The 25,690-nt window shown below is 61.0% G+C and carries 24 protein-coding genes and 1 pseudogene; 18 read left to right on the plus strand and 7 right to left on the minus strand.

From position 1 onward, the window contains the following. The first annotated feature begins 17 nt into the window (after nt 1-17). The 13 genes from ASG57_RS19165 (at nt 18) to hypE (ending at nt 12,366) form a co-directional block, all read left to right on the plus strand. Entirely contained in the window at nt 18-509 is a 492-nt protein-coding gene (locus tag ASG57_RS19165) for a hypothetical protein (RefSeq protein WP_156402744.1), read from the plus strand. Nucleotides 510-707: 198 nt separating this feature from the next. Continuing rightward, nucleotides 708-1,469 (plus strand): LOG family protein, encoded by a 762-nt coding sequence (locus ASG57_RS19170; RefSeq protein ID WP_230646724.1) that lies wholly within the window; start codon nt 708-710, stop codon nt 1,467-1,469. Between the two features lie 51 nt (nt 1,470-1,520). Further along, nucleotides 1,521-1,973, plus strand: coding sequence for a four-helix bundle copper-binding protein (locus tag ASG57_RS19175; RefSeq protein WP_057197021.1), 453 nt, complete (start codon nt 1,521-1,523; stop codon nt 1,971-1,973). 360 nt (nt 1,974-2,333) lie between these two features. After that, entirely contained in the window at nt 2,334-3,311 is a 978-nt protein-coding gene (locus ASG57_RS19180; protein WP_057197022.1) for a hydrogenase small subunit, read from the plus strand. Then, on the plus strand, nt 3,295-5,088 hold the full coding sequence (locus tag ASG57_RS19185; protein ID WP_082529000.1) for a nickel-dependent hydrogenase large subunit: 1,794 nt from the start codon (nt 3,295-3,297) through the stop codon (nt 5,086-5,088). The genes ASG57_RS19180 and ASG57_RS19185 overlap by 17 nt, the downstream gene beginning before the upstream one ends. A 140-nt stretch (nt 5,089-5,228) precedes the next feature. After that, nucleotides 5,229-5,930, plus strand: a complete 702-nt coding sequence (locus ASG57_RS37915; protein WP_162250066.1) for a Spy/CpxP family protein refolding chaperone — start codon at nt 5,229-5,231, stop codon at nt 5,928-5,930. Between the two features lie 17 nt (nt 5,931-5,947). Then, on the plus strand, nt 5,948-6,190 hold the full coding sequence (locus ASG57_RS19200) for a HypC/HybG/HupF family hydrogenase formation chaperone (protein ID WP_057197025.1): 243 nt from the start codon (nt 5,948-5,950) through the stop codon (nt 6,188-6,190). Further along, nucleotides 6,183-6,608 carry a hydrogenase maturation nickel metallochaperone HypA/HybF gene (locus ASG57_RS19205; protein WP_057197026.1) on the plus strand — a complete coding sequence of 142 codons (426 nt, stop codon included), beginning with the start codon at nt 6,183-6,185 and terminating at the stop codon, nt 6,606-6,608. Before ASG57_RS19200 ends, ASG57_RS19205 begins: the two co-directional genes overlap by 8 nt. Nucleotides 6,609-6,714: 106 nt before the next feature. Then, nucleotides 6,715-7,407, plus strand: a complete 693-nt coding sequence (hypB, locus tag ASG57_RS19210) for a hydrogenase nickel incorporation protein HypB (protein ID WP_057197027.1) — start codon at nt 6,715-6,717, stop codon at nt 7,405-7,407. Further along, the gene (gene hypD / locus ASG57_RS19215) at nt 7,407-8,540 is read left to right on the plus strand and encodes a hydrogenase formation protein HypD (RefSeq protein ID WP_057197028.1); all 1,134 of its coding nucleotides are present in this window, start codon (nt 7,407-7,409) and stop codon (nt 8,538-8,540) included. Before hypB ends, hypD begins: the two co-directional genes overlap by 1 nt. Nucleotides 8,541-8,546: 6 nt before the next feature. Further along, nucleotides 8,547-9,062: a HyaD/HybD family hydrogenase maturation endopeptidase gene (locus ASG57_RS19220; RefSeq protein ID WP_057197029.1), complete on the plus strand. Its 516-nt coding sequence runs from the start codon at nt 8,547-8,549 to the stop codon at nt 9,060-9,062. Next, nucleotides 9,059-11,329, plus strand: coding sequence for a carbamoyltransferase HypF (gene hypF, locus ASG57_RS19225; protein WP_057197030.1), 2,271 nt, complete (start codon nt 9,059-9,061; stop codon nt 11,327-11,329). The genes ASG57_RS19220 and hypF overlap by 4 nt, the downstream gene beginning before the upstream one ends. Further along, the gene (gene hypE / locus ASG57_RS19230; protein WP_057197031.1) at nt 11,326-12,366 is read left to right on the plus strand and encodes a hydrogenase expression/formation protein HypE; all 1,041 of its coding nucleotides are present in this window, start codon (nt 11,326-11,328) and stop codon (nt 12,364-12,366) included. The genes hypF and hypE overlap by 4 nt, the downstream gene beginning before the upstream one ends. On the opposite strand, the gene ASG57_RS36890 is transcribed toward hypE, so the two are convergent. Then, entirely contained in the window at nt 12,285-12,746 is a 462-nt protein-coding gene (locus ASG57_RS36890; RefSeq protein ID WP_082529003.1) for a hydrogenase expression/formation C-terminal domain-containing protein, read from the minus strand. The two genes, hypE and ASG57_RS36890, sit on opposite strands and share 82 nt — an antisense overlap. A gap of 347 nt (nt 12,747-13,093) precedes the next feature. Between ASG57_RS36890 and ASG57_RS19235 the strand changes: the two genes are divergently transcribed. The 3 genes from ASG57_RS19235 (at nt 13,094) to ASG57_RS19245 (ending at nt 15,720) form a co-directional block, all read left to right on the plus strand. Next, the gene (locus ASG57_RS19235) at nt 13,094-14,488 is read left to right on the plus strand and encodes a TolC family outer membrane protein (protein WP_057197032.1); all 1,395 of its coding nucleotides are present in this window, start codon (nt 13,094-13,096) and stop codon (nt 14,486-14,488) included. Nucleotides 14,489-15,036: 548 nt separating this feature from the next. Further along, the gene (locus ASG57_RS19240; RefSeq protein ID WP_057197033.1) at nt 15,037-15,306 is read left to right on the plus strand and encodes a flagellar biosynthetic protein FliQ; all 270 of its coding nucleotides are present in this window, start codon (nt 15,037-15,039) and stop codon (nt 15,304-15,306) included. 108 nt (nt 15,307-15,414) lie between these two features. Beyond that, nucleotides 15,415-15,720, plus strand: coding sequence for a hypothetical protein (locus ASG57_RS19245; protein WP_057197034.1), 306 nt, complete (start codon nt 15,415-15,417; stop codon nt 15,718-15,720). Nucleotides 15,721-15,856: 136 nt separating this feature from the next. Here the strand turns inward: ASG57_RS19245 and ASG57_RS19250 are convergent, their stop codons facing one another. Both ASG57_RS19250 and ASG57_RS19255 read right to left on the minus strand, forming a co-directional pair. Continuing rightward, nucleotides 15,857-17,071, minus strand: a complete 1,215-nt coding sequence (locus tag ASG57_RS19250; protein WP_057197035.1) for an MFS transporter — start codon at nt 17,069-17,071, stop codon at nt 15,857-15,859. Between the two features lie 479 nt (nt 17,072-17,550). After that, nucleotides 17,551-18,075: an OsmC family protein gene (locus ASG57_RS19255; RefSeq protein WP_057197036.1), complete on the minus strand. Its 525-nt coding sequence runs from the start codon at nt 18,073-18,075 to the stop codon at nt 17,551-17,553. A 334-nt stretch (nt 18,076-18,409) separates the two neighbouring features. Between ASG57_RS19255 and ASG57_RS19260 the strand changes: the two genes are divergently transcribed. Together ASG57_RS19260 and ASG57_RS19265 are read left to right on the plus strand one after the other, a co-directional pair. Continuing rightward, nucleotides 18,410-19,003 (plus strand): DUF2939 domain-containing protein, encoded by a 594-nt coding sequence (locus ASG57_RS19260; RefSeq protein ID WP_082529008.1) that lies wholly within the window; start codon nt 18,410-18,412, stop codon nt 19,001-19,003. 754 nt (nt 19,004-19,757) lie between these two features. Then, nucleotides 19,758-20,938 (plus strand): annotated as a pseudogene (locus ASG57_RS19265) (acyltransferase family protein). A gap of 213 nt (nt 20,939-21,151) precedes the next feature. Here ASG57_RS19265 and ASG57_RS19270 read toward each other — a convergent pair. The 4 genes from ASG57_RS19270 to ASG57_RS19285 all read right to left on the minus strand — a co-directional run bounded on the left by ASG57_RS19270 (nt 21,152) and on the right by ASG57_RS19285 (nt 25,094). Beyond that, nucleotides 21,152-21,646, minus strand: coding sequence for a MarR family winged helix-turn-helix transcriptional regulator (locus tag ASG57_RS19270; RefSeq protein WP_057197038.1), 495 nt, complete (start codon nt 21,644-21,646; stop codon nt 21,152-21,154). Between the two features lie 160 nt (nt 21,647-21,806). After that, nucleotides 21,807-22,583 carry a cytochrome c3 family protein gene (locus ASG57_RS19275; protein ID WP_057197068.1) on the minus strand — a complete coding sequence of 259 codons (777 nt, stop codon included), beginning with the start codon at nt 22,581-22,583 and terminating at the stop codon, nt 21,807-21,809. Continuing rightward, nucleotides 22,580-23,287: an iron reductase gene (locus ASG57_RS19280; protein ID WP_057197039.1), complete on the minus strand. Its 708-nt coding sequence runs from the start codon at nt 23,285-23,287 to the stop codon at nt 22,580-22,582. Before ASG57_RS19280 ends, ASG57_RS19275 begins: the two co-directional genes overlap by 4 nt. Nucleotide 23,288: 1 nt before the next feature. After that, on the minus strand, nt 23,289-25,094 hold the full coding sequence (locus ASG57_RS19285; RefSeq protein ID WP_230646719.1) for a 2Fe-2S iron-sulfur cluster-binding protein: 1,806 nt from the start codon (nt 25,092-25,094) through the stop codon (nt 23,289-23,291). Nucleotides 25,095-25,690: the final 596 nt, after the last annotated feature.

Raw genomic sequence — 25,690 nt, forward strand, 5'->3', positions numbered from 1 at the left:
TGAATAGGGAAATCACCATGTCAAACCACTTCTCGAAGATCGCAATCCCTGCAGCCATCGCCGCAACGATCGCTCTCTCCTTTGGCGCCGCACTGGCTCAGTCCCAACAGACCGGCACCCAACCGACCCAAGCCCAACCCGGCCAGTCCTCGGGGGCAGCGACCGACCAACCGAACACTGGGACCAATTCCATGCCGATGCAGGGCATGGAGCACGGTCGCATGATGCGCGACCAGGGTCAGAAAATGATGCACAACGGCCAGTCCCAGACTGGCAATCAGCCGTCGACCACGCAAGCTCAGCCCGGCCAGCCAGGGACAGCAACCGATCAACAGACGACCGGAACCACTTCCACGCCGCAAGGCATGGAGCACGGCCGCATGATGCGGGACCAGGGCCAGAAGATGATGCAGAATGAGAAGAACATGGAGCATGGCCAGATGGGGACTCCCCCCTGCGGACCGGGGCAGACCCAAACCCAGACGACCCAGAACTCCGGCTGCAAATAGCGCATCGGCTCCGGCCTGTCTCGGCGAAACCCGAGACGGGCCGGGGCGAAAGCAGCCACAATGACCGACGATAATTTCTCGCAAAGGCTCCTGTCCGACCACGGTTCGCACCGCGAGGCTGCGGCAGCCGGCGCAGCGCAGAGCTCAGCATCGTACATCCTGCCCGCCCTCGACCAAGACTTCTTGTTGGGCGATTCGATGCGCGGCGTGCGGTTTCTGCTCGAATACGCGAAGGCCGAAGAAGCGTTGCGCAACTGGGGCGTACGATCGACCATCGTGGTCTTTGGATCAGCGCGCGTTCGACAGAACGGGCAGGGAAGACACGCCGACTGGTATGAACAAGCTCGCCAATTCGGGTTGATAGCGTCGCAACGTGGCGGCGCGCTGACCGACAATGGCGGCGTGCGCGACAACGTGATTGCGACCGGCGGCGGTCCCGGCTTGATGGAAGCGGCCAATCGCGGCGCGCACGACGCTGGCGCCCCCTCGATCGGCTTCAATATCAGACTTCCGCGGGAGCAAGCGCCAAACGGTTACTCGACTCCCGAACTGACCTTCCAATTCCACTATTTTGCGATGCGCAAGATGCATTTGGCAATGCGCGCCAACGCCTTGGTCGCCTTTCCCGGCGGCTTTGGCACGTTCGACGAACTCTTTGAAATTCTCACGCTCCGTCAGACCGGAAAGTCGCCGCCAATCCCGATCGTCCTGTTTGACGAGAAGTACTGGCGCGCGGCGGTCAACTTCGATGCGCTGATCGCCAGTGGCACCGTCGACAAGTCGGACTGCACGCTGTTTCGTTTTGCCGAAAATGCCGAGGAGATTTGGAATAAGTTGCTGTCTTGCGGGTTGGACGTGCCTGGACTGTCGTGCGCGGCGTCGCGTTACCGTCACCTGCTCGATGGCCAATCGCCAACTTCGGCCGCGACAGTCGCCCGCCCCTCACCTAGGTCCGAGTAGGCGTTAGGCATCCCATTAGCCGCTCTTACGATTAGGACAGGAGATTTAGTCATGTGGAATCGACGTAAAGTTCTGGGATCGTGCTTGGTGTTGGCCGCATCCAGCGGCATCGCTCGGGCTCAGGCGCCTGGCATGTCGGGAATGGGCATGCCGGGCATGGGACAGGGGCCAATGACCCGAGAGAGCTGCATCGATATTTGCATCAAGTCGCACCAAATGTGCCTTGAGACCGCGCGATATTGTTTCGAAAAGGGCGGCGACCACGTTGCGCCCACGCATTTGGCGCTGCTGCTCGACTGCGCCGAGATGTGCCAGATGACGGCCAACTCGCTAATGCGCAGATCGCCGCAGCACGGAGCGATTTGCGGCGCCTGTGCGCAACTGTGCGACGCCTGTGCCAAGGATTGCGAGGCTATCACTGGAGACGATCAAATGGCGCACTGCGCCTCGCTCTGTCGTGACTGTGCTCGTGATTGTAGAGGCATGGTGAACATGCCGATCTGATTTTGGAGACGGCGAAGCCCGGGTGGATGGGATAGTGCTCCCCGGCCTGGGCCTTCCCGACCGGCTCGCCGCGAACGCTCGATCGAGAATCCCGGCGATGAAAGGCGCTGTTCCTCTTCCGCAATCGAGTCGGCCGATGATGGCGTGTTCGGCCATCGCGATTTGCTCGGACTCGTCGTGAGCAGCGAGCAAACAGCACCAGCAGCCTATCGTTGCGCACTGTAATAAAAAGCGACCCTTAGCGTCTTTGTCAGCGAGTTGGCTCGCCTAATTGCCTCACTCGAGAAACAGTTTCGTGTCGCTTTGGCTCTTGCGGGGCATTTAGCGCAAAGGTAGCATTTGCGGGGAGGCAACGCGGCAATGGAAGCACGGAACAACCATACAACGCTGCTGGACCATCTTCGCCGTCAAGGCGTGTCGCGGCGCGATTTTTTGAACTGGTGCGCCTACACGGCTTCGATTCTTGCCCTCCCGCCGAGTGCAAGCCAGGCGATCGCACAAGCGCTTGCGACCAAGCCTCGCCCCAGCGTCATCTGGCTCTCCGTCCAGGAATGCACCGGCTGCAGCGAGTCGATTCTGCGATCGTTCGAGCCGACGCTCGAAAGCCTGATGTTCGATCAGTTCTCTCTCGACTATCATCATGTGCTGCAGGCGGCCGCAGGAAACGCCGCCGAACAGGCGCGCGACAGGGCGATTGAGCAAAACTTCGGCAAATACGTGCTTGTGGTTGACGGCGGAATTCCGCTTGATCGGGATGGATATTACTCGACAACCGGCGGAAAGAGCGGACGCGATCTCGTGCGGGGTGCAGCAAAAGGAGCGGCGCTCATCATTGCGGTCGGCACTTGCGCCACTTATGGGGGGATCCCTGCAGCCTCGCCCAACCCGACCGGAGCAGGCGGAGTTCACGATGCCCTGCGCGAGCTCATCGACGCCAAGGACGTCGCGGCTCCCATCATCAACGTTCCGGGGTGTCCGCCGATCCCGGAGGTGATGACCGGAGTTGTGGTTTATTTTCTCACGTATGGGAAACCGCCTGATCTCGACAATCTGGGACGCCCCCTTCCGTTTTTCGGGCGGACCGTTCACGACGATTGTCCGAGACTGCCCTTCTTCAATCAGGGGCTGTTCGCCAAGAGCTTTGATGATGAAGGCGCGCAGAAGGGCTTTTGCCTGAAAGATCTTGGTTGCAAGGGACCGACGACGTTCAACGCATGCACGACGGTGAAGTGGAACCAGAAGACCAGCTTCCCGATGTTCTCGGGCCACGGCTGCCTCGGCTGTGCCCAACCGAAATTCTGGGATCGCGAGGGCGGCTTCTATGGCAAGCTCTTCTAAGAAGGCCGGCGAAAAGTCCACGGCTGCGGCCAAGACCGCGCCCGGCTCGCAGCCTCGGCGGCTCATCGTCGACCCCGTTACGCGAATCGAGGGGCACCTTCGGATCGAAGCGGAGACGGATGCTCAGGGCGTGATCACCCGCGCATCCAGCTCAGGCACGATGGTGCGCGGCATCGAATTGATCCTGAAGGGACGTGATCCCAGGGATGCGTGGGCGTTTACACAGCGTTTCTGCGGCGTCTGCACGGTCGTCCACAGCATCGCCTCGATCCGGGCTGTCGAATACGCACTCGGCTATGTGATCCCGGAGAATGCGCAGCTCATCCGCAATCTGATGATTGCCGCGCAATATGTGCATGACCACGTCATGCATTTCTACCATCTGCATGCGCTCGATTGGGTCGACGTGGTTTCCGCTCTCAAGGCAGATCCGGCCGCGACTTCCAGACTGCAGATGAGCTTGAGCCCTTGGCCGAACAACTCGCCGGCGTATTTCGGCGGAGTTCAGCAGAAGTTGAAAGGTTTTGTGGAGGGTGGCCAGCTTGGAATCTTCGCGAATGGGTACTGGGGTCATCCCGAGTACAAACTTCCGCCGGAGGTGAATCTGCTCGCGGTCGCGCACTATCTGGAGGCGTTGGCCTGGCAGCGCGACGTGGTCAAGATTCACGCCATCTTCGGCGGGAAAAACCCCCACCCCAATTTTGTCGTCGGCGGTGTCCCCTGTGCGATTTCTGAAACCTCGCATGCAACCGCGGTGAATGCAGAAAATCTGCGTCTCGTCGGCCAGGTCATCAGCAAGATGCGGGAGTTCGTCGACCAGGTCTACTTGCCCGACACGCTCGCGATCGCCGGATTCTACAAGGACTGGACAACGCGAGGCGAAGGCGTCGGCAATTTCCTGTCCTATGGTGAATTTCCGACCGGGGTAGGTGCCGCCGAGCGAGCGACATTGCAGTTTCCCGCCGGGGTCATCATCAACAGGGACCTTTCGAAGATACAGCCGGTCGACTTTGAGGATCCGACCGAGATTCAGGAATTCGTCGCCCATTCCTGGTACAGCTATTCGGCAGGCAAGCAGGTCGGTTTGCACCCCTACGACGGCGAAACGAAGCTCGATTATACGGGACCGAAGCCCCCTTACGAGCAGCTCGATATTGACCAGTCCTATTCATGGATCAAGTCGCCTCGATGGAAGGGTCTGCCGGTCGAAGTCGGGCCGCTTGCGCGTGTTCTGATTCTCTATGCAAGCGGAGAGGTGCGGACGCGAGGCCTCGTCGACCACAGCCTCGGACGGTTGGGACTTCCGATCTCCGCCCTGTTCTCTACGCTCGGCCGCGTCGCTGCCCGCACCATCGAGACCAAATTGATCGCCGACATGATGCCGGGCATGTACGATGCGCTGATGGCCAACATCACGCGTGGCGATCTTCGCACCTTCGATGATGTGCTGTTCGATCCCACGACCTGGCCGAAGAAAACCCGCGGCGTGGGCATGATGGAAGCGCCTCGCGGCGCACTGGCTCATTGGCTCACGATCGAGGAGGGACGGATCGGCAACTATCAGGCCGTCGTCCCCAGCACTTGGAATGCCGGCCCCCGCGATGCCGCAGGGCGAGAGGGGCCCTACGAGGCGGCGTTACGCGGCCACAAGTTACAGGATGCTTCCCGTCCCTTGGAGATCTTGCGCACGATCCACAGTTTCGATCCGTGTCTGGCCTGCGCCGTTCATGTCGTCGACCCTAACGGCGAAGAACTGGTTCGCGTGAAGGTGCTCTAATGCTGAACTCGAACAAGACCGCGAGGAAAGACCGGCAGCGGCGACGGAGCGTCTTCTCATCGGTCGCCATATTCGTCCTGACTCTGCTTGGTTGGCAAATGTCCCCTGTCCTCGCCCGCCCTGGGAATGGCTATGGCGACTTGATCGACAACTATTGCATCGAACGTGGCCGCTTGCGGGTCCGCGCGCACCAGCCGCATTGCGCGATGTGCCACCACCTTGGCACCTTCGACACGTCTCCCGAACATCGAATCGAACCGAACTGGAACGAGTTCATCAGAGGACGAACAACCGGCGATTTCGGCTTCTTCTGTCCTGGGGGGGCCGATAGCACCCAAACGGCGCGCGTGCCCGGAGAGAAGTTGCCTCCGGGGCCTAAAAGCGCAACGGCAGAAGCCTCTGAGAACTCGACAAGCCCAATGGGTATGCCGCCGGGCCCAAGTCCATCTCTGCCGACGCCGGAGGGCGCGCAACCCAATACTGCGCCCTCCGAGAGTCAACCGAAGGCGGATGCGCAGCCAGCGCCGTCAGACGAGGAGCTGTCTCGGAAGATGGCGGCCTTACATGATGCGGTCGGAATCACGACGGCACAGGAGCCGGCTTGGCTCGACCTTCTCGACGCAGCCGCTCGCGCGCTGCAGCGTCCTTCCGGTCCTGCCGAAGCTGCCACCAAGGATCCGGTGACGTTGCTCAAGGTTCATGAGCTGCAATCATCCAAACACGTGGCGAGCATGCGCGCCGTTGGGCTCGCGCTTGCGCGCCTCAATGCGAACCTGTCGGATCAACAGCGCCAGAGGCTTGTCGAGGGGCTCAGACCGATCCTGGCCTCCATCCCACCGTAGATCGTCGGAGAACTATCATGTGCCTCGCCATCCCCATGCGGGTGGATAGAATCGACGGATTCCTCGCGCAATGCTCCGTCAAGGGCGTTTCTCGCGAGGTGAACCTGTTCCTGCTACAGGACCAGGACGTCTCGGTCGGTGACCACGTCCTGGTTCACCTGGGCTATGCGATCCAGCTCATCGACGAGCGGGAGGCCAAGTCCACCTGGGAAGTCTTCGACGCCATGCTGGCCGCAGGGGACAGCCACTCGCATGCATGAGCTTTCGGTGTGCTGGGCTCTGATTTCCGAAGTCGAGCGCCTCGCGCAGGAGGCGGGCGAGGACAGCATTGCGCATATCGCGATCCGGGTCGGTGAGCTCTCGGGTACGGACCCGGGCCTGCTTCTTCGCGCGTTCGAGGTCGCGCGCTCGGGCACGAAGGCGGAACATGCGTATCTCACGATCGAGCTCTGCGATCCGCGTGTCAAATGCACGGAGTGCGGCCTGGAAAATGTGACACGTCCCAATCGCTTGCTTTGCGCGTTCTGCGGTTCATTTCGGGTAAAGGTCATCGGCGGCGACGAATTGTCGAGCGCGGCGGTCGAATTTGCCGCAACCGGCTTCCCCGGCACCTCGGATCCACCAGTAGCCGGCGGACCAGGGAAACTGAACACGGAGAGGGAGGCGCCGCATGTGTAGCCATTGCGGCTGCGCCGCCAATAACAAGCACCGGCTTCATCTGCCACATAGGGGTTCGGAAGATGGCGCAATTGCGTCGGTACACGGGCTTGCCCACGAGGAAGGCGTGATCCGCAATATTCTCGCCGCCAACGATCGGATCGCCAGCCACAACCGGCAGCATTTCGATGAGAGCGGTCTGCTTGCGATCAATTTGATGTCCTCGCCCGGATCCGGCAAAACCTCGCTTCTCGAAGCAACAATTGATGCTCTCGGCCCCGAACTCGGTTTCGCCGTCATCGAGGGCGACCTTGAAACCGAGAACGATGCTGCCCGGATCCGAGCAAAGGGGGTCCCCGCCCTCCAGATTACGACCGGCGGCGCCTGTCATCTCGATGCGACCATGGTGCATCACGGGCTCCATGAGCTCGATCTGAACGGCGTCGACGTTTTGTTCATTGAGAATGTGGGCAATCTGGTATGCCCCGCTTCATTCGATCTTGGAGCGCACTGCAATGTTACGCTCTTGTCGGCCACGGAAGGTGACGACAAGCCGGCCAAATATCCGATCATCTTCCGCAAGAGCGATCTCGTGATGCTCACGAAATCGGATCTTTTGCCGTACCTGGACAACTTTCAGGTGGATCGAGCAGCAGCAACGCTCAAGGCATCAGGTTACGACGGTCCGCTTCTGAGAACGTCGGCTGCCAAGTCGGCCGATGTGGGCGAATGGCTGGCGTGGCTCCGCCAGCGGCTTGCCGATCATCGCGCCGGGCTATTCCTCAACCCAACCACCTCGGTTGAAGCAGGAGAGGCTTGATGAGCTCGCCTGCTCGCATTTGGCTGGACCGGATCAAGGACCTCCCGCTCGATCGGCCGGTTCGAATCCTCAACGTCTGCGGTGGCCACGAGCGGACGATTGCGACCTCAGGCATCAGAAGCCTGCTTCCACCCGCGGTGCAGCTGATTCCGGGACCCGGATGCCCGGTTTGCGTCTGCCCGGAAGAGGATGTCTTCCATGCTATCCAACTGTCGCTGACAAATTCCGTCATCCTGGTTGCGTTCGGCGATATGCTGCGCGTCCCCGTCAATGGACCGAAGGCCCAGCCGCGCTCCCTTGAGCAGGCAATCGCGCTCGGCGCGGATGTTCGCCCCATCGCGAGTCCGAGCGAAGCTGCCGCTATTGCCAGGGAGAATCCGCGCAAGACGGTGGTTTTCTTCGTCGCCGGCTTTGAAACCACGCTTGCTCCCGTCGCGGCGCTGATCGCGATGGGCCTTCCGCCGAATCTTAAGCTCCTGATTTCCGGGCGGCTGACATGGCCAGCGGTCGCCATGCTCCTTCAGTCCGAAGAGCCGGGATTTGATGCTTTGATCGCGCCGGGGCACGTCGCAACCGTCATGGGCCCCGAGGAATGGGAGTTTGTGGTTCGCGGTCACCACATGCCCACCGCGATCGCGGGCTTCACGGCTGACGCCTTGCTGGCAGCCACCTATTCGACGCTTCGGCAACGGCTCGAAGGCCGGTACTTTCTTGACAACTGCTATCCCAAGAGCGTCAGGCCCGGCGGCAACGCCGTCGCACGCCGCTATCTTACCGAAACCCTGGAGGTGACGGACGCCGCCTGGCGCGGCATCGGCGTCATCCCCCGGTCCGGTTTCCGCCTCAGGCCCGAATATGCCGACCACGATGCAAGGATAGAATTTCCGTTGGACGAAGCAACAGAACGCCCTCGTCGCGGCGAAATGCCACCAGGTTGCGATTGCGCGCGGGTCATTCTCGGCAAAGTCCTGCCAACCGATTGCCGATTGTACGGTTCTGGCTGCGCGCCCGAATCGCCGATAGGTCCTTGCATGGTGTCGGACGAAGGGGCCTGCCAGGTGTGGTGGACTGCCGGCTACCGCAGCGGCCGCCATGCCTTTGGGGGCGGCGGCGCGGTCCGCGCAGCAAGGTGAGCGCCGATGCCTTCCGCACCGCATGCCGCTGGTCCACCAGTCACTGTCTTAGGCATCGGTAACGTGCTCCTCGGTGATGAGGGGGTAGGCGTTCATGTGATCCGGTACCTGCGCGACTGGCCGCAACCGAGCGCAAACCTGGCGATCGTCGACGGCGGGACGCTGAGCTTCAATCTGCTGCCGATCATTGAGACCGCCGGTCGTCTCATCGTCATCGATGCTGCGATGATCGGAGATGAGGCCGGGGCGGTTCGCTGCCTGGTTGGTGACGAGCTCGACGCGTTCCTCGGCACCTCGAAGCATACCGCGCACGAGATCGGGCTAAAGGAACTGTTCGATATGGCCCGGATGGAGGACCTTCTGCCGCGCCGGCGCGCGCTGATCGGTATTCATCCTCAATGCATCGATTGGGGCGAAGGCCTGAGCGACCGAGTCGCGACAGCGGTGCCGTTGGCTGCCGGATTGGTGCTGCGCCTGGCTCGCAAATGGATCTGCGCCGATCAGGTCTCGGTGCCCGGATGAACAGGAATGAGACCATCGAAACGCGCAGCGAGACACGGCTGTTCGAAATCGTCGGTCGTGTCCAGGGTGTCGGATTTCGACCGTTCGTGAAGCGTCTCGCGGACGCTCACGAGATCGTGGGCTGGGTGAAGAACGAGGCAAGCCACGTGTCCGTGCTTGCCAGCGGCGAGCCTGACGCGCTCGACCGCTTTGCGGCCGGCCTGATCGCCCAAAGGCCACCGTTGGCGCGGCCGATGATTAGGTCGGTCAGCCCGCGACCACCAGCCGATTGTTGCGAATTTTCGATCCTCGAAAGCAAACCTGGTTCGACCCGCGATGCGGAGCTTCCGCCCGATTTGTTCCTCTGCGACGACTGTCTCGCCGAGATAGATGATCCATCAGAGCGCAGGTACCGCTATCCTTTCACCAATTGCACCCAATGCGGCCCGCGATACACCATTATCACCGCCCTGCCCTACGACCGCCCCAACACCTCGATGGCGGGCTTCGAACTGTGCCGAAACTGCCGGCACGAGTTTGAGAACCAGCAGGACCGCCGGTTTCACGCGCAGCCTTTGGCGTGTCCCGAATGCGGCCCGAAATTGGTCTTCAGGAAAGCGAATGGCGAGGAGATCTCCGGCAGCGGACAAGCGCTTGCCGCCGCTGTCGAGGCCTTGAGCTACGGCCTGACGCTGGCCGTTCGCGGTATCGGCGGGTACCACCTGATATGTGATGCGACGAATGAGACCGCGGTGCTCAGGCTTCGCAACAGGAAGGGACGGCCTGACAAGCCGCTTGCCGTGATGGTGCCGGGCGGCAACAACCGGCATCGATTTGCCAGAACGATCGCTGATCTTGATGAAATCGAAGAAGCGGCCCTGTGCGACCCCGTTCGGCCCATCGTGCTGGTGCGGCGGCGCGCGGACGCGCCGATCGCGGCCGCCGTTGCGCCTGGCCTTGGCGAGGTCGGGTTGATGTTGCCCTATAGCCCCTTGCACCACCTGATCTTGAGCGAATTTGCTGGTGTGCTGGTCGCAACGAGCGGCAACATCAGCGGCGAACCCGTGATCACCGATCCGGACGAAGCCGAGAAGCGGCTCGCTCGCTGCTGCGACGCCTTCCTGCACCATGATCGTCCTATCCAGCGCCCTGCCGACGATCCGGTCTGGCGGGTGATGGGCGGGCGGGCCAGATCGATCAGGCTTGGCCGCGGCTCGGCACCCATCACCCTGCACAACTCTTATAGGGCGGCTGACGCCGTGCTCGCCTGCGGAGGGCAACTCAAGGCCACGGTGGCGCTCGGGCTAGGCGACCGGGTCGTCGTGTCTCCACACATTGGGGACATGGGATCCTTGCGCTCACAGACAACGCTGGAACAGGTTGCCGACGATCTTCAAAGACTTTATGCGACCGATGCAACATGCATCCTTCACGACGCGCATCCGGATTTCACGACGACACGGTGGGCCCTGCGGCAAGACGTGCCCACAACCGGGATCCAGCACCATGTAGCCCATGCTTCTGCGCTGGCCGGGGAGCATGGTTGCAGGGAGAAAATGCTGGTCTTCACCTGGGACGGTCTGGGGCTTGGGTCCGACGGCACCTTGTGGGGCGGCGAGACCTTGTTCGGCTCGCCCGGACATTGGCAGAGGGTCGGCAGCCTGCGTCCGTTTCGGCTCATCGGCGGCGACCGCGTTGCACTCGAGCCGTGGCGCAGCGCGTACACGCTGGCGCTGGAGGCCCATCATCACTGGGAATGCGTTCATACGGATGCAGCCGCCTACCGCCGCGCATGGGCTGCCGGGGCCGGCATGATGTCCAGCTCGGTCGGTCGATTGTTCGATGCCGCCGCAGCAATGGTGGGCCTCATCGAGCACTGCAGTTACGATGGCCAGGCGCCGGCGCTGGTTGAGAGCATGTCAGGTGAAGTCAGCATCGAGCCCGCTCTCCCGGTCCGCCCCGAAGGCAAGATCCGGCGGATCGACTGGACTCCACTTGTTCCAATGCTCGTGGATTCGTCCTTGTCCGTTCGCGAGCGGCTTGGACGCTTCCACGGTTCGTTGTCTGCAACCCTGGTTCGCGAGGCCCTGCATCATGGCGCGGCCAATCGCACCAATATCATCGGACTGACAGGCGGCGTGTTCCAGAACAAGCTGCTCACCGAGCATGCGGCGGCCGCTCTGACCAGCCACGGCTTCCAGGTTCTCTTGCATGAACGCATACCGATGAATGACGGTGGACTGAGTTATGGCCAGGTCGTTGAATTTTCTGCGCGGAAAGCCCCATGAAACCTGGTGACGACAAGCACTGCTCGCGCGACCTGAGCCGCATTTCGCTGGCGCACGGCAATGGCGGCAGAAGGATGCGTGAGCTGATTGAAGGGGTCTTCCGCCGACATCTCCACAACGACCTGTTCGATACAAATGCCGATGCAGCGATCTTACCGATGCTGCCCGCCGGCAGTTTTCCGGCCCTGACCTCGGACGGTTTTACGGTGGATCCGCTGGAGTTTCCAGGTGGCGACATCGGAAGTCTGGCCATCAATGGCACCGTCAATGACCTCGCAGTGTCGGGGGCAGAGCCGCTTTACATCGCGCTGAACTGCTTCATCGAAGAGGGCTTCGAACGGGAGCGCCTCGAGCGCCTGGTCGCATCCATGGCCGCCGCGGCGCGGGCCTCCTCGGTCAAGGTGGTGACGGGCGACACCAAAGTCCTCCGCAACGGCGAGGGTGGCGGGCTTTACCTGGCGACGACCGGACTGGGGTTTCGCAACCCTGCCGTCGCCCTTGGCCTCGATCAGATCCTCCCCGGCGACCGCATCATTGTCAGCGGCTCGATCGGCGATCATGGAACGGCCGTCCTGCTGGCCCGCAAGCAATTTGGTCTTTCGGGGACGCTGCAGTCGGACTGCGCCAGTGTTCTTCCGCTTGCTAGATGCGCCCTAATGCAGCCGGGTATCCGATTCATGCGCGACCCGACCCGCGGCGGACTGGCAAGCGTCGCCCACGAGATCGTTCGATCAACGGCCAAAAGCGTGCGCCTGCTCGAGCGCAAGATTCCGCTGCGCGGTGAGGTGCAGGCCGTCTGCGATATGCTCGGCTATAATCCGCTCTATCTGGCTTGTGAGGGCAGGATCGTGGCTGTCGCTGACCCGCCTTCAGCCGAACGGCTGGTGCAGGCTTGGCGCGACCTGCCGGGCGGAGAAGACGCAGCAGAAATCGGCGTCGTGGGCGAAGACGGGCCTTACGTCGTGTTGGAAACGGAGCTCGGCGGCGAACGGTTGGTCGAGGAGCTCGATTCCGACCCGCTGCCACGAATCTGCTGAGCGTCGCGAATCTTGAGCCAAAGCTCTTTCATGGCCTGTTCAATCTCGGCGGTCTCGCACTTCAGTAGTTCAGGGACATAGGCAATTTCGATAAATTCGCCGACAAGATCACCGTCGGTGTTGTACTGCTGACCCCACCACACGCCGGCCACGGCCGTTTCCGAAAAGATGCATGATCCCACGCCTCTAAAACTTGCCTCCACCTGCCCGTTGCCAAGAAAGTCGCGCAGCGCAGCGGTAGCGCCTGCAGGCAATGGAAGCCGTCGGAGATCGATGCGAAAAGTCGTCCCCGATTTGACGATCTCCGCCAACTTTGCGCTCACTTCCGAGAGCAGCGCAGCGATGATTGGATCAGAAACAAAATTGCTGTTGCCAGTCATTATCAACGACCTCAAGGACTCGCCCGACCCGCATGGATCGGTAGCGCGTCCGGCTTGGCCAATGCCCCCTTTGCGCGCGTTTGACCCCACGCTTCGTTGCTTGCGCATTCCATTCAAACTTGGCCGTCGGCGGTGACGCCCAACATGGCCATAGCCATTCACCGAAGGCAGGGGCGCGACACGACAACGACAAAAACTCCCCCACGGCGCGCCCAACGCTAAGAGCGCGAGCTTTGCACATCTCCTGTCCAGACGCTATTGTCGCATTCGGGGGCTGGGTAATCTCGCAGGATGACGCCGGAGGGCGGGGAGCAGACCTGGCTCGGTATCGCGATCCGGGGGCTTCAATGAGCATTGCGCGTACGTCAATTCGGTTGCTGGCCGTGGCTGTCGTGGCGGTTTGCTCTGTTCACGCCGGAGCGGCGCAGACACTCGACCAGGCGCTGGCTCAGGCCTACCGCAACAACGAGACGCTCAATGCAGAACGCGCCAATTTGCGCGCCACGGACGAAGAGGTGCCCCAGGCGCTTTCCGGTTACCGCCCGCGCATCGAAGCGACTGCGGACGGTGGTTCTCGCTACCTCAACGAAAAGGGGGCCGATGGCGCGCAGCAAAGCTCGACCACCACGCCGCGCGGCGTCGGGGTGACGGCGACACAGTCGATCTTCAACGGATTCCAGACAGCAAACCGGCTGCGTGCCGCCGAGAACCAGGTGCTTGCCGGCCGCGAGGCGCTCCGCGTTATGGAGCAGACCGTGCTGGTGGATGCCGCCACCGCCTATATGGATGTGCTGCGCGATGCCGCGATCCTTGAACTGCAGAAACGCAATCTCGACTTGCTAGGTGAGCAACTGAATCTGGTCCGTAACCGGCAAGCGAGCGGTGACTTAACCACTGCCGACGTGGCGCAAGTGGAAGCTCGCCTTGCCGCGGCGCGGACGGCCGTGCTCGCGGCACAGGCGACGTACAACTCGTCGCGCGCCACATTCACGCGCATAATCGGCAGCGAGCCCGGCAAATTGACGCCCGGCCAACCTGTGGACCGCTTTGCTCCTGCGACGCTCGAGGCCGCCATCGCACTTGCGCGCACCCAACACCCGGCCGTTCTTGCCGCCATGTACGGCGTCGACATCGCCCTTCTTCAGACCAAAATTGCCGAAGGGGCGCTGTACCCGATGGTGACGCTGGAAGGCAGTGTGAAACGCCGCTGGGATGTCATGCCCGACCAGAATCTGATATTTCCGGCGACGAGCACCGATGCGTCGATCATCAGCCGGGTGGTCATTCCCCTCTATCAGGGGGGTAGCGAGTACGCCAAGATCCGCCAATCGAAGGAAATGACCGGTCAGAAACGACTGTCGCTTGAAGCCGTACGCAAGCTCGCACGGGCCACCGTCGTGCAGGCGTGGAGCACAGTGGCTGCCACGAGGGCGCAGGTGGATTCGGCGCAAGCTCAGGTGAAGGCCGCCGAGTTCGCACTGGAATCCGTTCGGCGCGAGTTCGGCGCCGGCCAGCGCAGCACACTCGAACTGCTCACGGTTCAGCAAGAGCTGCTGAATGCGCGGATCGCTCTCGTCCTAACTCAGCGAGAGCGGGTGACGTCCTCCTACGCGCTGCTCGCAGCCATTGGCCGGCTCGCTCCCGACGTTCTCGGATTGCCGACAGAATCCTATGATCCGTCCGTGCACTATCACCAAGTCAGGGATTCCTGGTTCGGGGTACGCACGCCCGATGGCCGCTGATGCCGTTTCCGACTGCACATCGCTACGGACCCGTGAGAGAAGTTATTTGTTCCGGACCCAATTCGGCGCGCTCGAGTGATACCGGCTCGGCGGAGCTGCCGATTTCCGCGGAAAGCCAGCTGATCCCGATGTTGGGCTATGCCAACCGTTTTGCCAACCACGCGGCGATGATCATCCCAGCGAGTGCCAGCGCGCTCGCGATGCCGAACATGGCTTCATCGCCCCCTTTCTCCGGCTTAAGGTATTCCCGAAAAGCAAGCTCCCGGGCGCGAAACCCGGTCGTGTTTGCGTTCGCCTACATTTTGTGGCCGTCACATCCAGTTTGCGCTGACGCGCAATCAAGCGCGACAGGTGAATCAGCGTCGTCTCACCCTCCGCGATCGCGAATCAACGGAAGAATAGTTAAGCTCAGGCCGGTTATTGAGTGGGAGCTGTCGCCCCTCTGGCGGAGACGGCCAATGTCCTCTCTCCATGACGCGAACGATTAACCAAGTGTTAACCAAATGTTGGCTATGCACAGAATCTCAATATTTTCTTAAGGAATTCGGATGACGGGAGCTGAAGTCATCGACGCTGCGAGGGATGCGCTTATGACCGTTGCGTTGGTATCAGCGCCATTGATGATCATCGGGACAATCGTTGGCGTTCTCGTGTCTTTGCTCCAAGCGCTCACGCAGATCCAGGAACAGACGCTGATCTACGTTCCCAAAATCATCGCGACCTTCCTAACTTTGCTGATAGCCCTGCCGTTTATGTCGGACCAAAGCCATCGCCAGTTTCTGCGCATGATGGCCCAAATCATGGCGTCGGCAAACTGACGCGCCATCGCGAAGGAAATGACCGGCTGTCGCTTGAAGCCGTGCGCAAGCTCGCACGCGCCACCATCGTACAGGCCTGGAGCGCGGTGACTGCAACGAGGGCGGCAGTTGGATTCGGCGCAAGTTCAGGTGAAGGCGGCCGAGTTCGCACTCAAATCCGTCCGACGCAAGTTCGGCGCCTGCCAGCGCAGTACGCTCGAGCTGCTCACGGTTCAGCAGGAGCTGCTGAATGCGCGGATCGCTCTTGTCATGACTCAGCGGGAGCGGGTGACGTCCTCCTACGTGCTGCTCGCGGCCCTTGGCCGGCTCGCTCCTGGCGTTCTTGGATTGGCGACAGAATCCTATGATCTGTCAGTACACTATCACCAGGTCAGGGATTCCTGGTTCGGGGTACGCACGCCCGATGGCCGCTGATGCCGTTTCCGACTGCACATCGCTACGGACCCATGGAAGAAGTTATTTGTTCCGGAGCCAACTCGGCGCGCTCGGGTGATACCGGCTCGGCGCAGCTCCCGATTTCTGAGGAAAACCAGATGATCCCAGTGTTAGGCTATGCCAACTGCTTTGCCAACCACGCGGCGATGATCATCCCGGCGAGTGCAAGCGCGCTCGCGACGGCGAACATGACGTTGGACAACCCATGTGACAGCAACAAGCCGGCGGCGGCCGAGCCCACGGCCTGACCAAGGCTGGTCACCGCAATCCATCGGCCCAAATCCTCGCCCTGGTGCTCGCCTGCAATCAGAGAGGTCCAGTAGGTGATAATCGGGGCGGCTACACCCGCAGCCATCGCAATCGCGCCGACGCCAAGCGCGAGTGCTGGCGCAGTTGTCGCGGCCGACGCGAGCGCAAGCGCCAGACTAAGCATGCCCAGCGCGGGCGCGATCAACCAGCGCGTCGCCTTCGACGGCACAAGCGGCGAGAACACGAGTATTTGGGCGAGCAGCATCACGGCGCTGCACTCGGCGAGCATCAATCCGATGGTCAACCCGGAGGTGCTTGAGCCAAGATTGCCGCGCAAGGCCAGGTGAACGTCAAACGCAGCGACCGAACCCGCAACAATCGCCGCCAGCACAAGCAGGCTTTGGGACGTCCGCGGTTCATCGGTACCGCGGAGCCCGATTGTATTGGCAGGTGAACTGGGTTCGCTCCTCGTGACGGGAACAGTCCTCGCGATCACGCAAGCGCTAACCAGCGCAAGCACGATTGGCCAAAACAGCGGAGCTCCGGCCTCAAGTTGTGCTTGCTTCGAACTCAGGATGGACAAGGTGCTGCCGAGCAGCGGACCAACCATAAAGCCGATCATGGTTGCAGCTCCGATCCAGGCAAAGCGCCGCGCACGCCACCCGTCGTCGGGCGACCAGTCACCAACGGTGGCGAGGGCTACGGGTGTGATTGCCGCTGCCGAAACCCCAGCCAGCGCTCGTGCCGTGTAAAGAAACAACAAGTTGCCTGCAAGTTCGAACAGCATCAGGCTGGCGGAAAATCCCGCAAGCCCCAGGACGAGCACCGGACGACGGCCCCAGCCGTCCGAGATCCTTCCAAGGAAGGGAGCGGAAACGAAAATGGCGGCCGTGTAAGCCGCCGCCATGAGACCTGTATGCCGGGATATCGTCGCGGGGTCGTCGAGGCCGGACACGGCCGCAATTCGCGACGGCAAGTTTGGCAGAATGATGCTGAACGCCAGAGCGGTCGCAAAGGCGGCGAGTACCAATGCCCCCCTGGTTGTGAGCGGCAATCCGCGGTCGGAAAGACTGTCTGACATCTTGCGGTCTCGTTCAACTGAGAGACCTTAAACAGCTGCACAATCGATAAACAAGCCTACGCGTGCTGGTTGGATGCAGTGACGCCTTACCTACTATAGAAGTGATCATCCCTTGAGCATCATGATTATCTAGCGGGCATTGGTCTGGACGCAATTCGCTCAGAAGATGACGCGGTTTCTGGTACGATGTGGAACGCGCGTCTCCGTGCGGTGCTCGCCGGTTCAGCTGACACATTCGGAGGGGGCGCGGAATTCTCGCGAATTTCGTGGTAACCCGCAGGGGTAAGGCAACCGGAAGCTCAAATGCTGCTGTGCGGTGGAAGACCGCACGTACCCTCAACGAGGAGGCTCGGGGCCAGAAGCCCTCGAGCCGCCTCCGCCAAAAGAGCCGGCTTACCGGACTATTCTCCTCCTGAACTGATCAGCATTTGGATCGTTCGAATGCGACCTTCCGGGGGATGACGCGAACGGCAGGCGGCTCACTCAGCCGCGCTCCGCAATGGGTCCGCACGAAGTGAAAGCTGCACCGGGGTCGGATTCTGTAAGATGTCCAGCACGGGGCAATGACGGTCGACGATTTCTTTCAGGCGCGCCAACTCGGCTTCGGGAGCCGGACTGTCCAAAATTACCTCGGCTTCAATGATTTGATAACCCGGCCGAACGTCCCCTTCGACGTCGAACAAGCCGCGCAAGTCAATCCTGCCGGAAAGCTGAACCGAAACGCCATTGAGGGGAATGCCGAGCGCGTCGGCATAGAGGCGGTAGGTGATTTCCTGACAAGAGCCCAGGGCAGCCAAAATGTACTCCACTGGGTTCGGCCCTGTGTCCTGCCCGCCGAGGCCCGCCGGCTCGTCGACCTGGACGCTGAACTGGCGAATCGCGACGGCGCTGTCAACGCCGTCTCCGAGACGGGATTGCGCTCGGAAGGTCGCTAACGCTTGGGCAGGGTCAGCGCTCAGCGCGGCCTGCGCGCTCGAGAACACCTCCTTGAACTTGAATGCCATTTATTCCTCGACGGGTTGTGACGGTCCGAAAAGCAATGGTTGTACAGATCGAACGACCTATCAATCGGTCCGCACAGAAAACGACGGGCGTCATCTGAATCAAGAGCTCACGGCCATTTCGTCCTATTGATGCGATCGGAGAAAGACAAAGTCCGCTGTCCGGGCAACGAAGACCAAGAACTCGAATTCTCCACCAATCCCGCGTGATCAATCACGATGGCGATCCCATTCTTCTAGGTTTGAGACAGATCAACACACGTCACGGGCTTGCATGGCAACCTAATGGTCCTGCTGGGGACCGGAACAGGTGGCGAAGCTGCGACGGGAGATCGACATGGCATACCTGGAGACCGAGGTGATAGCGGCGCACCGGCACATTCGCCGCCGCACGGTGGCATATGTGCTTCTCGGCACTTTGCTCGCGAGTTATTTATCCTATCCGTATGTGACCCTGTATCGGCTTGATCGGGCACTGGAAGCCAGCGATACTCGCGTGGTTGCAGAACTGATCGACTGGCCGAGCGTTCGGACGCAGCTGAAGGCGGACGTTACGACGTCGCTCGCAACGCAGGCCTATGGCGCAAGCGGGCCGGAAGCGATTGGCGCCGCTTTCGCGCTGGCCTTAAGTCCATATGTATTCGATCCCGTAGCCGACCGCGTCATCTCGCCGTCCGGACTCATCGCCTGGTATTCGGATGCACGAAGATCGGGCCGATCGAGCACGTTGTGGGAGGCAACGAGCTACGCGTTCTTCCGGGCCCCGACGCGCTTCTTAGTGGCACTGAGGATGAACGAGCCGCAATATCCGAATATCGAATTCGAGATGAAATTGACGGGTTTAAGATGGCAGGTCGACCACCTGGTCTGGCCGCGCGCGAGAGGTATCGCTGTTCCCGGGTCCGGCGCATCCGGTCCGACGACAGAATGATCAAACGTCGCGCCGCTTATGAGCGCGCTTGGTCTTGCAGCAGCCCTGCGAAGCTTGCGAGGGAGATGAAGGCGTTACAACTGATGGCGGCGTAGACGAGGGGCTCTTAACTCGAGCGCCAGTCTTAGCCGTGCCTTGTTGAGCCGCCGTCTCACCGAGGCCAGGCGGGTGATAAATTCATTGAGCTCGTCGCCCTCGAAGCCCGCGAAAACAATGTCGCCGGCGGCTTGCTGCTGCTCGTCGTCGCGGGCCTAGCTGCTTGAGCGCCTTGTGTCCGAGGTCGTGCCCAGCTGGTGGTGTAGCTGGAGCGCAGCCGCTCGCGACGCGCGCCTCAGATTGCGCCGTAGCGAGCGAGCTGCTTGGCAAGTCGTCACCGAGGATCGCGAGGCCGACGCGGCTCACAGACGCGAGCCGAGGCCTCGATAGGGACGCCCGACCTGAGAACGTCACCCAAGTCCGTTTTGACGCCGTAGATCAGTGGAGGTATTTCCGACGTCTAGCGACGAACTGTCAAACGCCCTATCAGTCTCACAGACGAAGGAGGGGCGGTCGTACGCAAACACCGAACACTCTGTCGGTGATTCTGTGGTGGGTCTAAACTCTCGAAAGTCTCCCGTTCGGGACGGCAGGCGCGATTTTGTTGTCTTGGAATCTTGACCTACATCAAGCGGTTGCAAGGTGGGGGAGATATCAATCATAAGATCAGGTTCGCGCCGGCAACTTTTGATGATCGCCAGCTGGCCGGAGCGCACGCATAAGAAGGAGCTTCCAGGCGGCGGTGGTTGCGAATGTGCAGGCCGCGAGCGATAAGTTACGCGACGTCGCGGTGGATCGCGCGCGCACGTTTCTGATGCTGATGGTGCTTCTGCACCACTCCGTGATTGCCTACACCTATTTCGGTCATACCGACGCTAAGTCGTGGATCGGCTTTGATATCGTCGTGCTCGCCACCGACAGCTTCTTCATGGCGACGTTCTTTTTCCTGTCAGGCCTGTTCGTATGGCCGAGCCTCGCCCACAAAGAGCTGCAGGTCTTCCTGCGCGACCGGCTATTTCGGCTTGGCCTGCCGTTTGTGATCGGCGTACTCACCATCATTCCGATTGCGTATTTCGCGATCGAACTGCGCCGGCGCCCAGACGCGAGCTTTCTTTCCTTCTGGTGGAACACAATCACAGTCGGGCCATGGCCAAGCGGACCGATCTGGTTCATCTGGGTGCTGCTCGCTTTTGACTTGGCAGCTTGTTTCCTGTTTCATCTCTCACCCAAACTGCTCGATCCTATCAACCGGCTGGCGGTGCGCGGCTATAGGCGACCGACCGAATTCTTCATTCTGGTGCTTGCTGTTACGGCGGTCGTCTACATTCCGATGCGGCTCTATTTTGGAGCGGGACGCTGGTTGAGATTGGACCGCTCTCGCTGCAGGCCAGCCGCGTTCTACTATATCCTGCCTACTTCCTCATCGGGGCGGGCGTGGGCGCCGCGAACCTCGATCGCGGTCTGCTAAGTGCGGATGGCCGGCTCGCCAAAAGCGGCCGGGGCTGGATCGTCGCAGCGCTCGTCCCCTACTGTCTGTTGTGGGTGCTTATTTACGTCAAGCTTGAAATCCTCGGAAATCCGGTATGGCTGCCGGATTGGTATGAGGCGAGCTACGGCCTGTTCTTCGTGACGTTCAGTGCGGCCATTCTATTTGCAATCTTCGGCTACTTTCTGAGGTTCAAACGCACGGGCTTTAGCGTGCTAGATTGGATGCAGGCACATGCCTATGGCATGTTTCTGGTGCACTACCCGATCGTGCTCTGGATCCAATACTGGCTGTTTGACTTCGATGTCCCTGCGATCGCCAAGGCCCTGACCGCATTCGTGTTCACAGTTCTGTTGAGCTGGGGTGTAACGGCGGCCTTGCGAACAATCCCGGGAGCGAAGCGGGTGCTTTAGTTTCACCTTGAGGAGCGGGAGACAACGGCGTTCAGGCTGATGAGCACGCACGCGGTCTCGGCTTGGGCATATACGCATACAAGAGCACCATCGCTCTCCAGCATGACCTGGCGGCTTCTGAGGGTCCCGTAATACCGGCCTGGCCTGCCGTAATTACTCAACGAGAACAGCCCGTTCCTTGACTTGACCGTCCTCGCGGCGAGAAGTCGAGGCTTACAACTCGAGCGTCACTCTTAGCTTTGCCGTCTCAAGCCGCCGTTCGAGCAATGTCAGTTGGGCGACAAGTTTGTTGAGCCCGGCCTCTTCAAAGTCCGTGAACACGGAATCGGTCACCGCTTGATGCCTATCGGCCTCGCGAGCCAGCAACTTGAGCGCTCTGTCTGACAAGAAGAGCCGGACGACCCGGCCGTCCATGCGACAAGGTCGTCGTCGCACCAGCTTGATCTTTTCGAGCAGATTGGATTGGGTTGTAACAAAGGACCCATTCACATGCAAAATCTCCGCAACCGTTTTAACCGGGACACCGCTCCCCTCGTCCAGATCGGAAATCGCTATCAGGATCATCCATTGAGATCTGCTGATCCCGAGCGCTCGTGCCCATACTCGCTGGATCTCCTCCAAATAGGCGTAAATCGCCGTGATCTCCCACGTGAGGCGATTGATCGCTTCGCTGTAGCGCTTCTCGGTTATATTCTTGGTCGAGGACACGCTTTCGTCATCCCGTGGTGTATTCTAGCGGACAAATCTGATGGACGCCGTGCCGCCTGTCCGCCGTCAATCGTCCCCTTGATCTAGGTCCTTGGTGCTGCTGACCTGTGAGCGTGTTGGCGACGCGCAAGCAGAGGCCAGGATTTCCTATCTGAAGACGTCAGTGCATACTCACACCCGCTCCTTCCTTGCGGTCCTTGAATGAATTCGTCTTGTGGCACTGGAAGCATTGATTGATTTGCGTGCTTCCGTGCCCACCCATGCGCATCGAAGCGACCGCAAAGTGTTCGGTGTAATGGCTCGGCGGGGCCTGATGGCATTGCGCACAGATCTTTGACGTGGGAGAGGGATGCAGAAAAGCAGCGACGCGCCAGTTGTCCGTATCATGGCAGCTTGCGCAATTGCGTCCCAGAAGCTCCTGATGCGGGTCTTCGCTGCTGTGGCAGCTCGCACAATCCAGAGCATTTCTCTCCACCCCAGGTGAGACGGAAACTCCGAGAAAATCCGCCAAGTCCTTGACCATCTGACGGGTCGCTCCCGCATGACCCGCCGCTCCGCTCGTAAGGTGCGAGCCGATACGCACAAGGCTCGCGTGATCCATTCGGGTCGGCCGGCCGGCCGCTTGATGTTCGCTATGGCAGCCGCGGCAATCCTGGACCGTGGCGTGGAAGGCAGTCGGCTGCTTGGCCAGATCCGCGGCGGCGTTGGCGTGACATTTGATGCAGGTCTGAGCCTCAACACCGCGTGCAGGCGTATGGCACGCTTCGCACTTGCCGTTCAAGAACGCGTGCTCCTCGGAGAGGGGACCGGGCTGGAAGGCTTCTTGCCATCCCGGAATCGACGCCGATCCGGTGCGATAAAGCATCGCAATGGCGGTCCCGCCGACAAGCAGCCCTGCGACGATCAGCAGCAGGTAAAGGCCGTTGAGCGGCTTCACGACAGCCACCGTAGGCCGTAGTAGATTTCTCCTGCGATGTGCAGGACGAGCAAGGTGTACATGAGGATTGCGGCCACGACATGCGCCACGATCCAGCGCATGGACACTCTCTTCAAGATCTCGCGCGAGCCGATGGCGTATTCGAGATCGGCGATACCTTCGACGACCTGCAGCATCGAGACGTTCTGCAGGGCTGGCGCGCTGATATTGGCGGCAGCGGCGTCCTCAAGGACTTGGCGCTCGGCAACGGCTTCCGCTGCCTGATTGTAGGTCGCGCGAAGTGTGCCGAGGTGCGACTCCGCCTCCTTCAGCTCGAGAGACGTCTGCGGTAGGTAATATCGGCCTACGAATCCGGTCGCCACCACGATCAACATGACGACGAGGAGCGCGATGCCGAGTTGGCTCTGGTATTTGTGGCCGGTGTGCAAGATGGCCAGAAACGCGCCGAAGACACCAGCATAGACGTGAAACGTCAGCAACGCGCGCAGTGACACGATCCGGGTCACCCATCGCTTGATCCAAGCCGTATATTTGACCAGCGGATAGATCAGAAGAGAAACCATCAAAGTGGCGGCGGCCACCCCGAGCACGAAGCCCATCAAGCTTCCGGCGAACCGCGGCGCGGTGTGGAATAAGAACGCCGGCACCAGGAAGAGGATGACGGAGAGCACTGCCTCGGCGATCTGCCGTTCGGTCTGATTCATCTCAAGCCTCGACAACCAGATTGCCGACGGACTTGGCCTGGCAGGCGAGAATGATGTTGTTGGATTTGTCCTCGGGCGTCAGGGCATCGTCCACCTCCATCGTCACCTGGCCTTCGAGCAATTTCGTCTTGCAGGTCCCGCAAACCCCGACGCGGCAGGCGTAATCGATCGACACTCCATTGGACTCGGCGACCTCGAGCACGGTCTTGTCTGGCGGTAGGGCTACGACTTTGTCGGCCTTGGCAAACCGAATGGTTGCCGTTGCCGGTCCGATGGCAAGCGCGGCGGGCGGCGCGCCCGCCGCCGCAGCGGCCGGCTCGGATGAAACCACCTGCGTCACCCCCGGCGGGGGCACGGCACCGCGTGCCGGTCCGAACGCCTCGGTCTTGACCTGTTCCGTCGGCACCCCGACCGTCGCTAGGAGCTTCTTCATGGCCTCCATCATGCCGGGAGGACCGCAGAGATGGATGCGCCGTTTGATGATGTCCGGGACCGACTGGGTCAGGAGCTCCTTGGTCACGTGGCCTTGCGGCCCCATCCAGGAGGTGCCCTCTGCACGCGCCATGGTCGCGATCACGTGCAGGTTCGGCATGCGGCGTTGCAGATACTCGAGCTCGTCGCGAAAGATGAAGTGCTCGGTGGTCTGGACGCCATAGACCAGAAAGATGTCGCCCCGCCAGGCGGTATCGAACAGATAGCGTATGGCAGCCATCAAAGGGGTGATTCCCACCCCGCCACCGATCAGGACGACGCTGTCTGCTTCCTGTCCTCTGAACGTAAACGCGCCAAAGGGCGCAGCGACTTCAATCAGATCGCCTTGCTTGATCTTGTCATGCATGTAATCCGAGAAGATGCCCGGCTCCTCCCGCTTGATGGTCGTTTCCACATAGGCGGTCTGTGCGGCCGACGACGCAATTGTATATGAGCGCCGCACGAGCTTGCCATCAATCTCCGCGGTATAGGTAAGGAACTGTCCCGGCACGAAGGTGAAGGGAATTGGCCCGCCGTCTGGATTCTTCAGCCGAAAGGTTTTCACATCTTTTGTTTCGCGAAAGATGCCGGCGACCTGTAGCTTGCCTTTCCAGGGCGAGGATGCGGCGGCAGGACTTGCCGCCGCAACTGCCGAGCTCGACGCGCCCGCTTCACCCGCCCGGGTCGATGGAGGCGTACCCGGAGATGCGGCAGGAGGTGGTGCGGCAGGAGGCGGCGTGGTGGGCGGCGGCGCACTTGGCGGTGCCGGCGTAGCGACCCTGCCAGATGCCGTGGCGAGAGCGGGAGCGCTCGTCAATCTTTGCACCAACGCGTTGGCACGGCGCAGACGCAGGACATACACGAGAATCATGGCCGCGGTGAATGTCGCCAGCACCGCCATTGTGACGACATGAAACCACGACAGTCCAAGCCCCGCATCGTGCGAAGCTGTCAGCGCGGGAAGATTCAATTGTGTCCTGAACCAATCCAGCGCGATCTGCTGTGGGGGCTTTCCTTCCGAAAGCGCCCGAAGCGTGGTTGCCGCGCTCTTGGCCTGGTTCAGCGCATCGCGAAGCCGCGAGGTGGCCTGCTCCGCGCCGGCGGAATCAGCCCTCGCATTGGCCTGGCGAAGCGCCGCTTCGGCGCTGGCGATGTCTTCGGTGGCGGTGTTGAGCTCCGCACGCGCTTGAGATTCGATGCGCTGGCGCTGCTCGGCTGTCAGGCTCGGCATATCCATCAGCGACGGATAAAACTCCTTGCGCGGACGGCCGCCCATCATTTCTCCCATCCCGCCCATGCCGCCGTGGCCCATACCGCCCGGAGATGCGCCCCCCATTTCTCCCGTCCCTTCCCTCGGCGGGCCCATAGAGGGCATTGAAGAGGCAGGCGGCGATCCCATGCTGCCGAGCGCCGCAGGGCCCGTTGGCGCCGACGCATTAGGATGATGTGACTCGTGGCCTCCTTCCATCTGCGCATCGGCGTGGAAGGCGGACAGGCTCACGATCGTGGCCGCCGCGATCAGGGCCAATCTTGAACGGCGACGTTGAGATGCGAACGGCACGAAAGAACCTCCCGAATTCCTGTTATCAGAGAGCATCACCTGACAGAAAACAACCCCGGGGGCTTGTGATCATGATGAGGTTCTTGTCACCTTCCTGAAAGTGAGAGCCGGTGACCGCCCGGCAGCAGATCGACACTTGCTTGCAAATCGCCGACCTGCGCAACCTGCGCAGACACATCGAAGCCCGAGCTCCCGCTGCAGAAGTTTCAGGGAATTGGCCATGCACGGCTCCTACAGCTGCAATGCGTCTTGGTCACAATGAAGCGGATTGGGTCCCCCCTGATTGACCTGCATCAAACTTGATAGGCCGGATGTCCGACAAACTGCTGCAAAGCCATCCAATCATCGAACTCATGCAATGCAACATGCTT

The sequence above is a fragment of the Bradyrhizobium sp. Leaf396 genome (genome assembly GCF_001424605.1).
In the GTDB taxonomy this organism is placed as follows: Bacteria; Pseudomonadota; Alphaproteobacteria; order Rhizobiales; family Xanthobacteraceae; genus Bradyrhizobium; species Bradyrhizobium japonicum_C.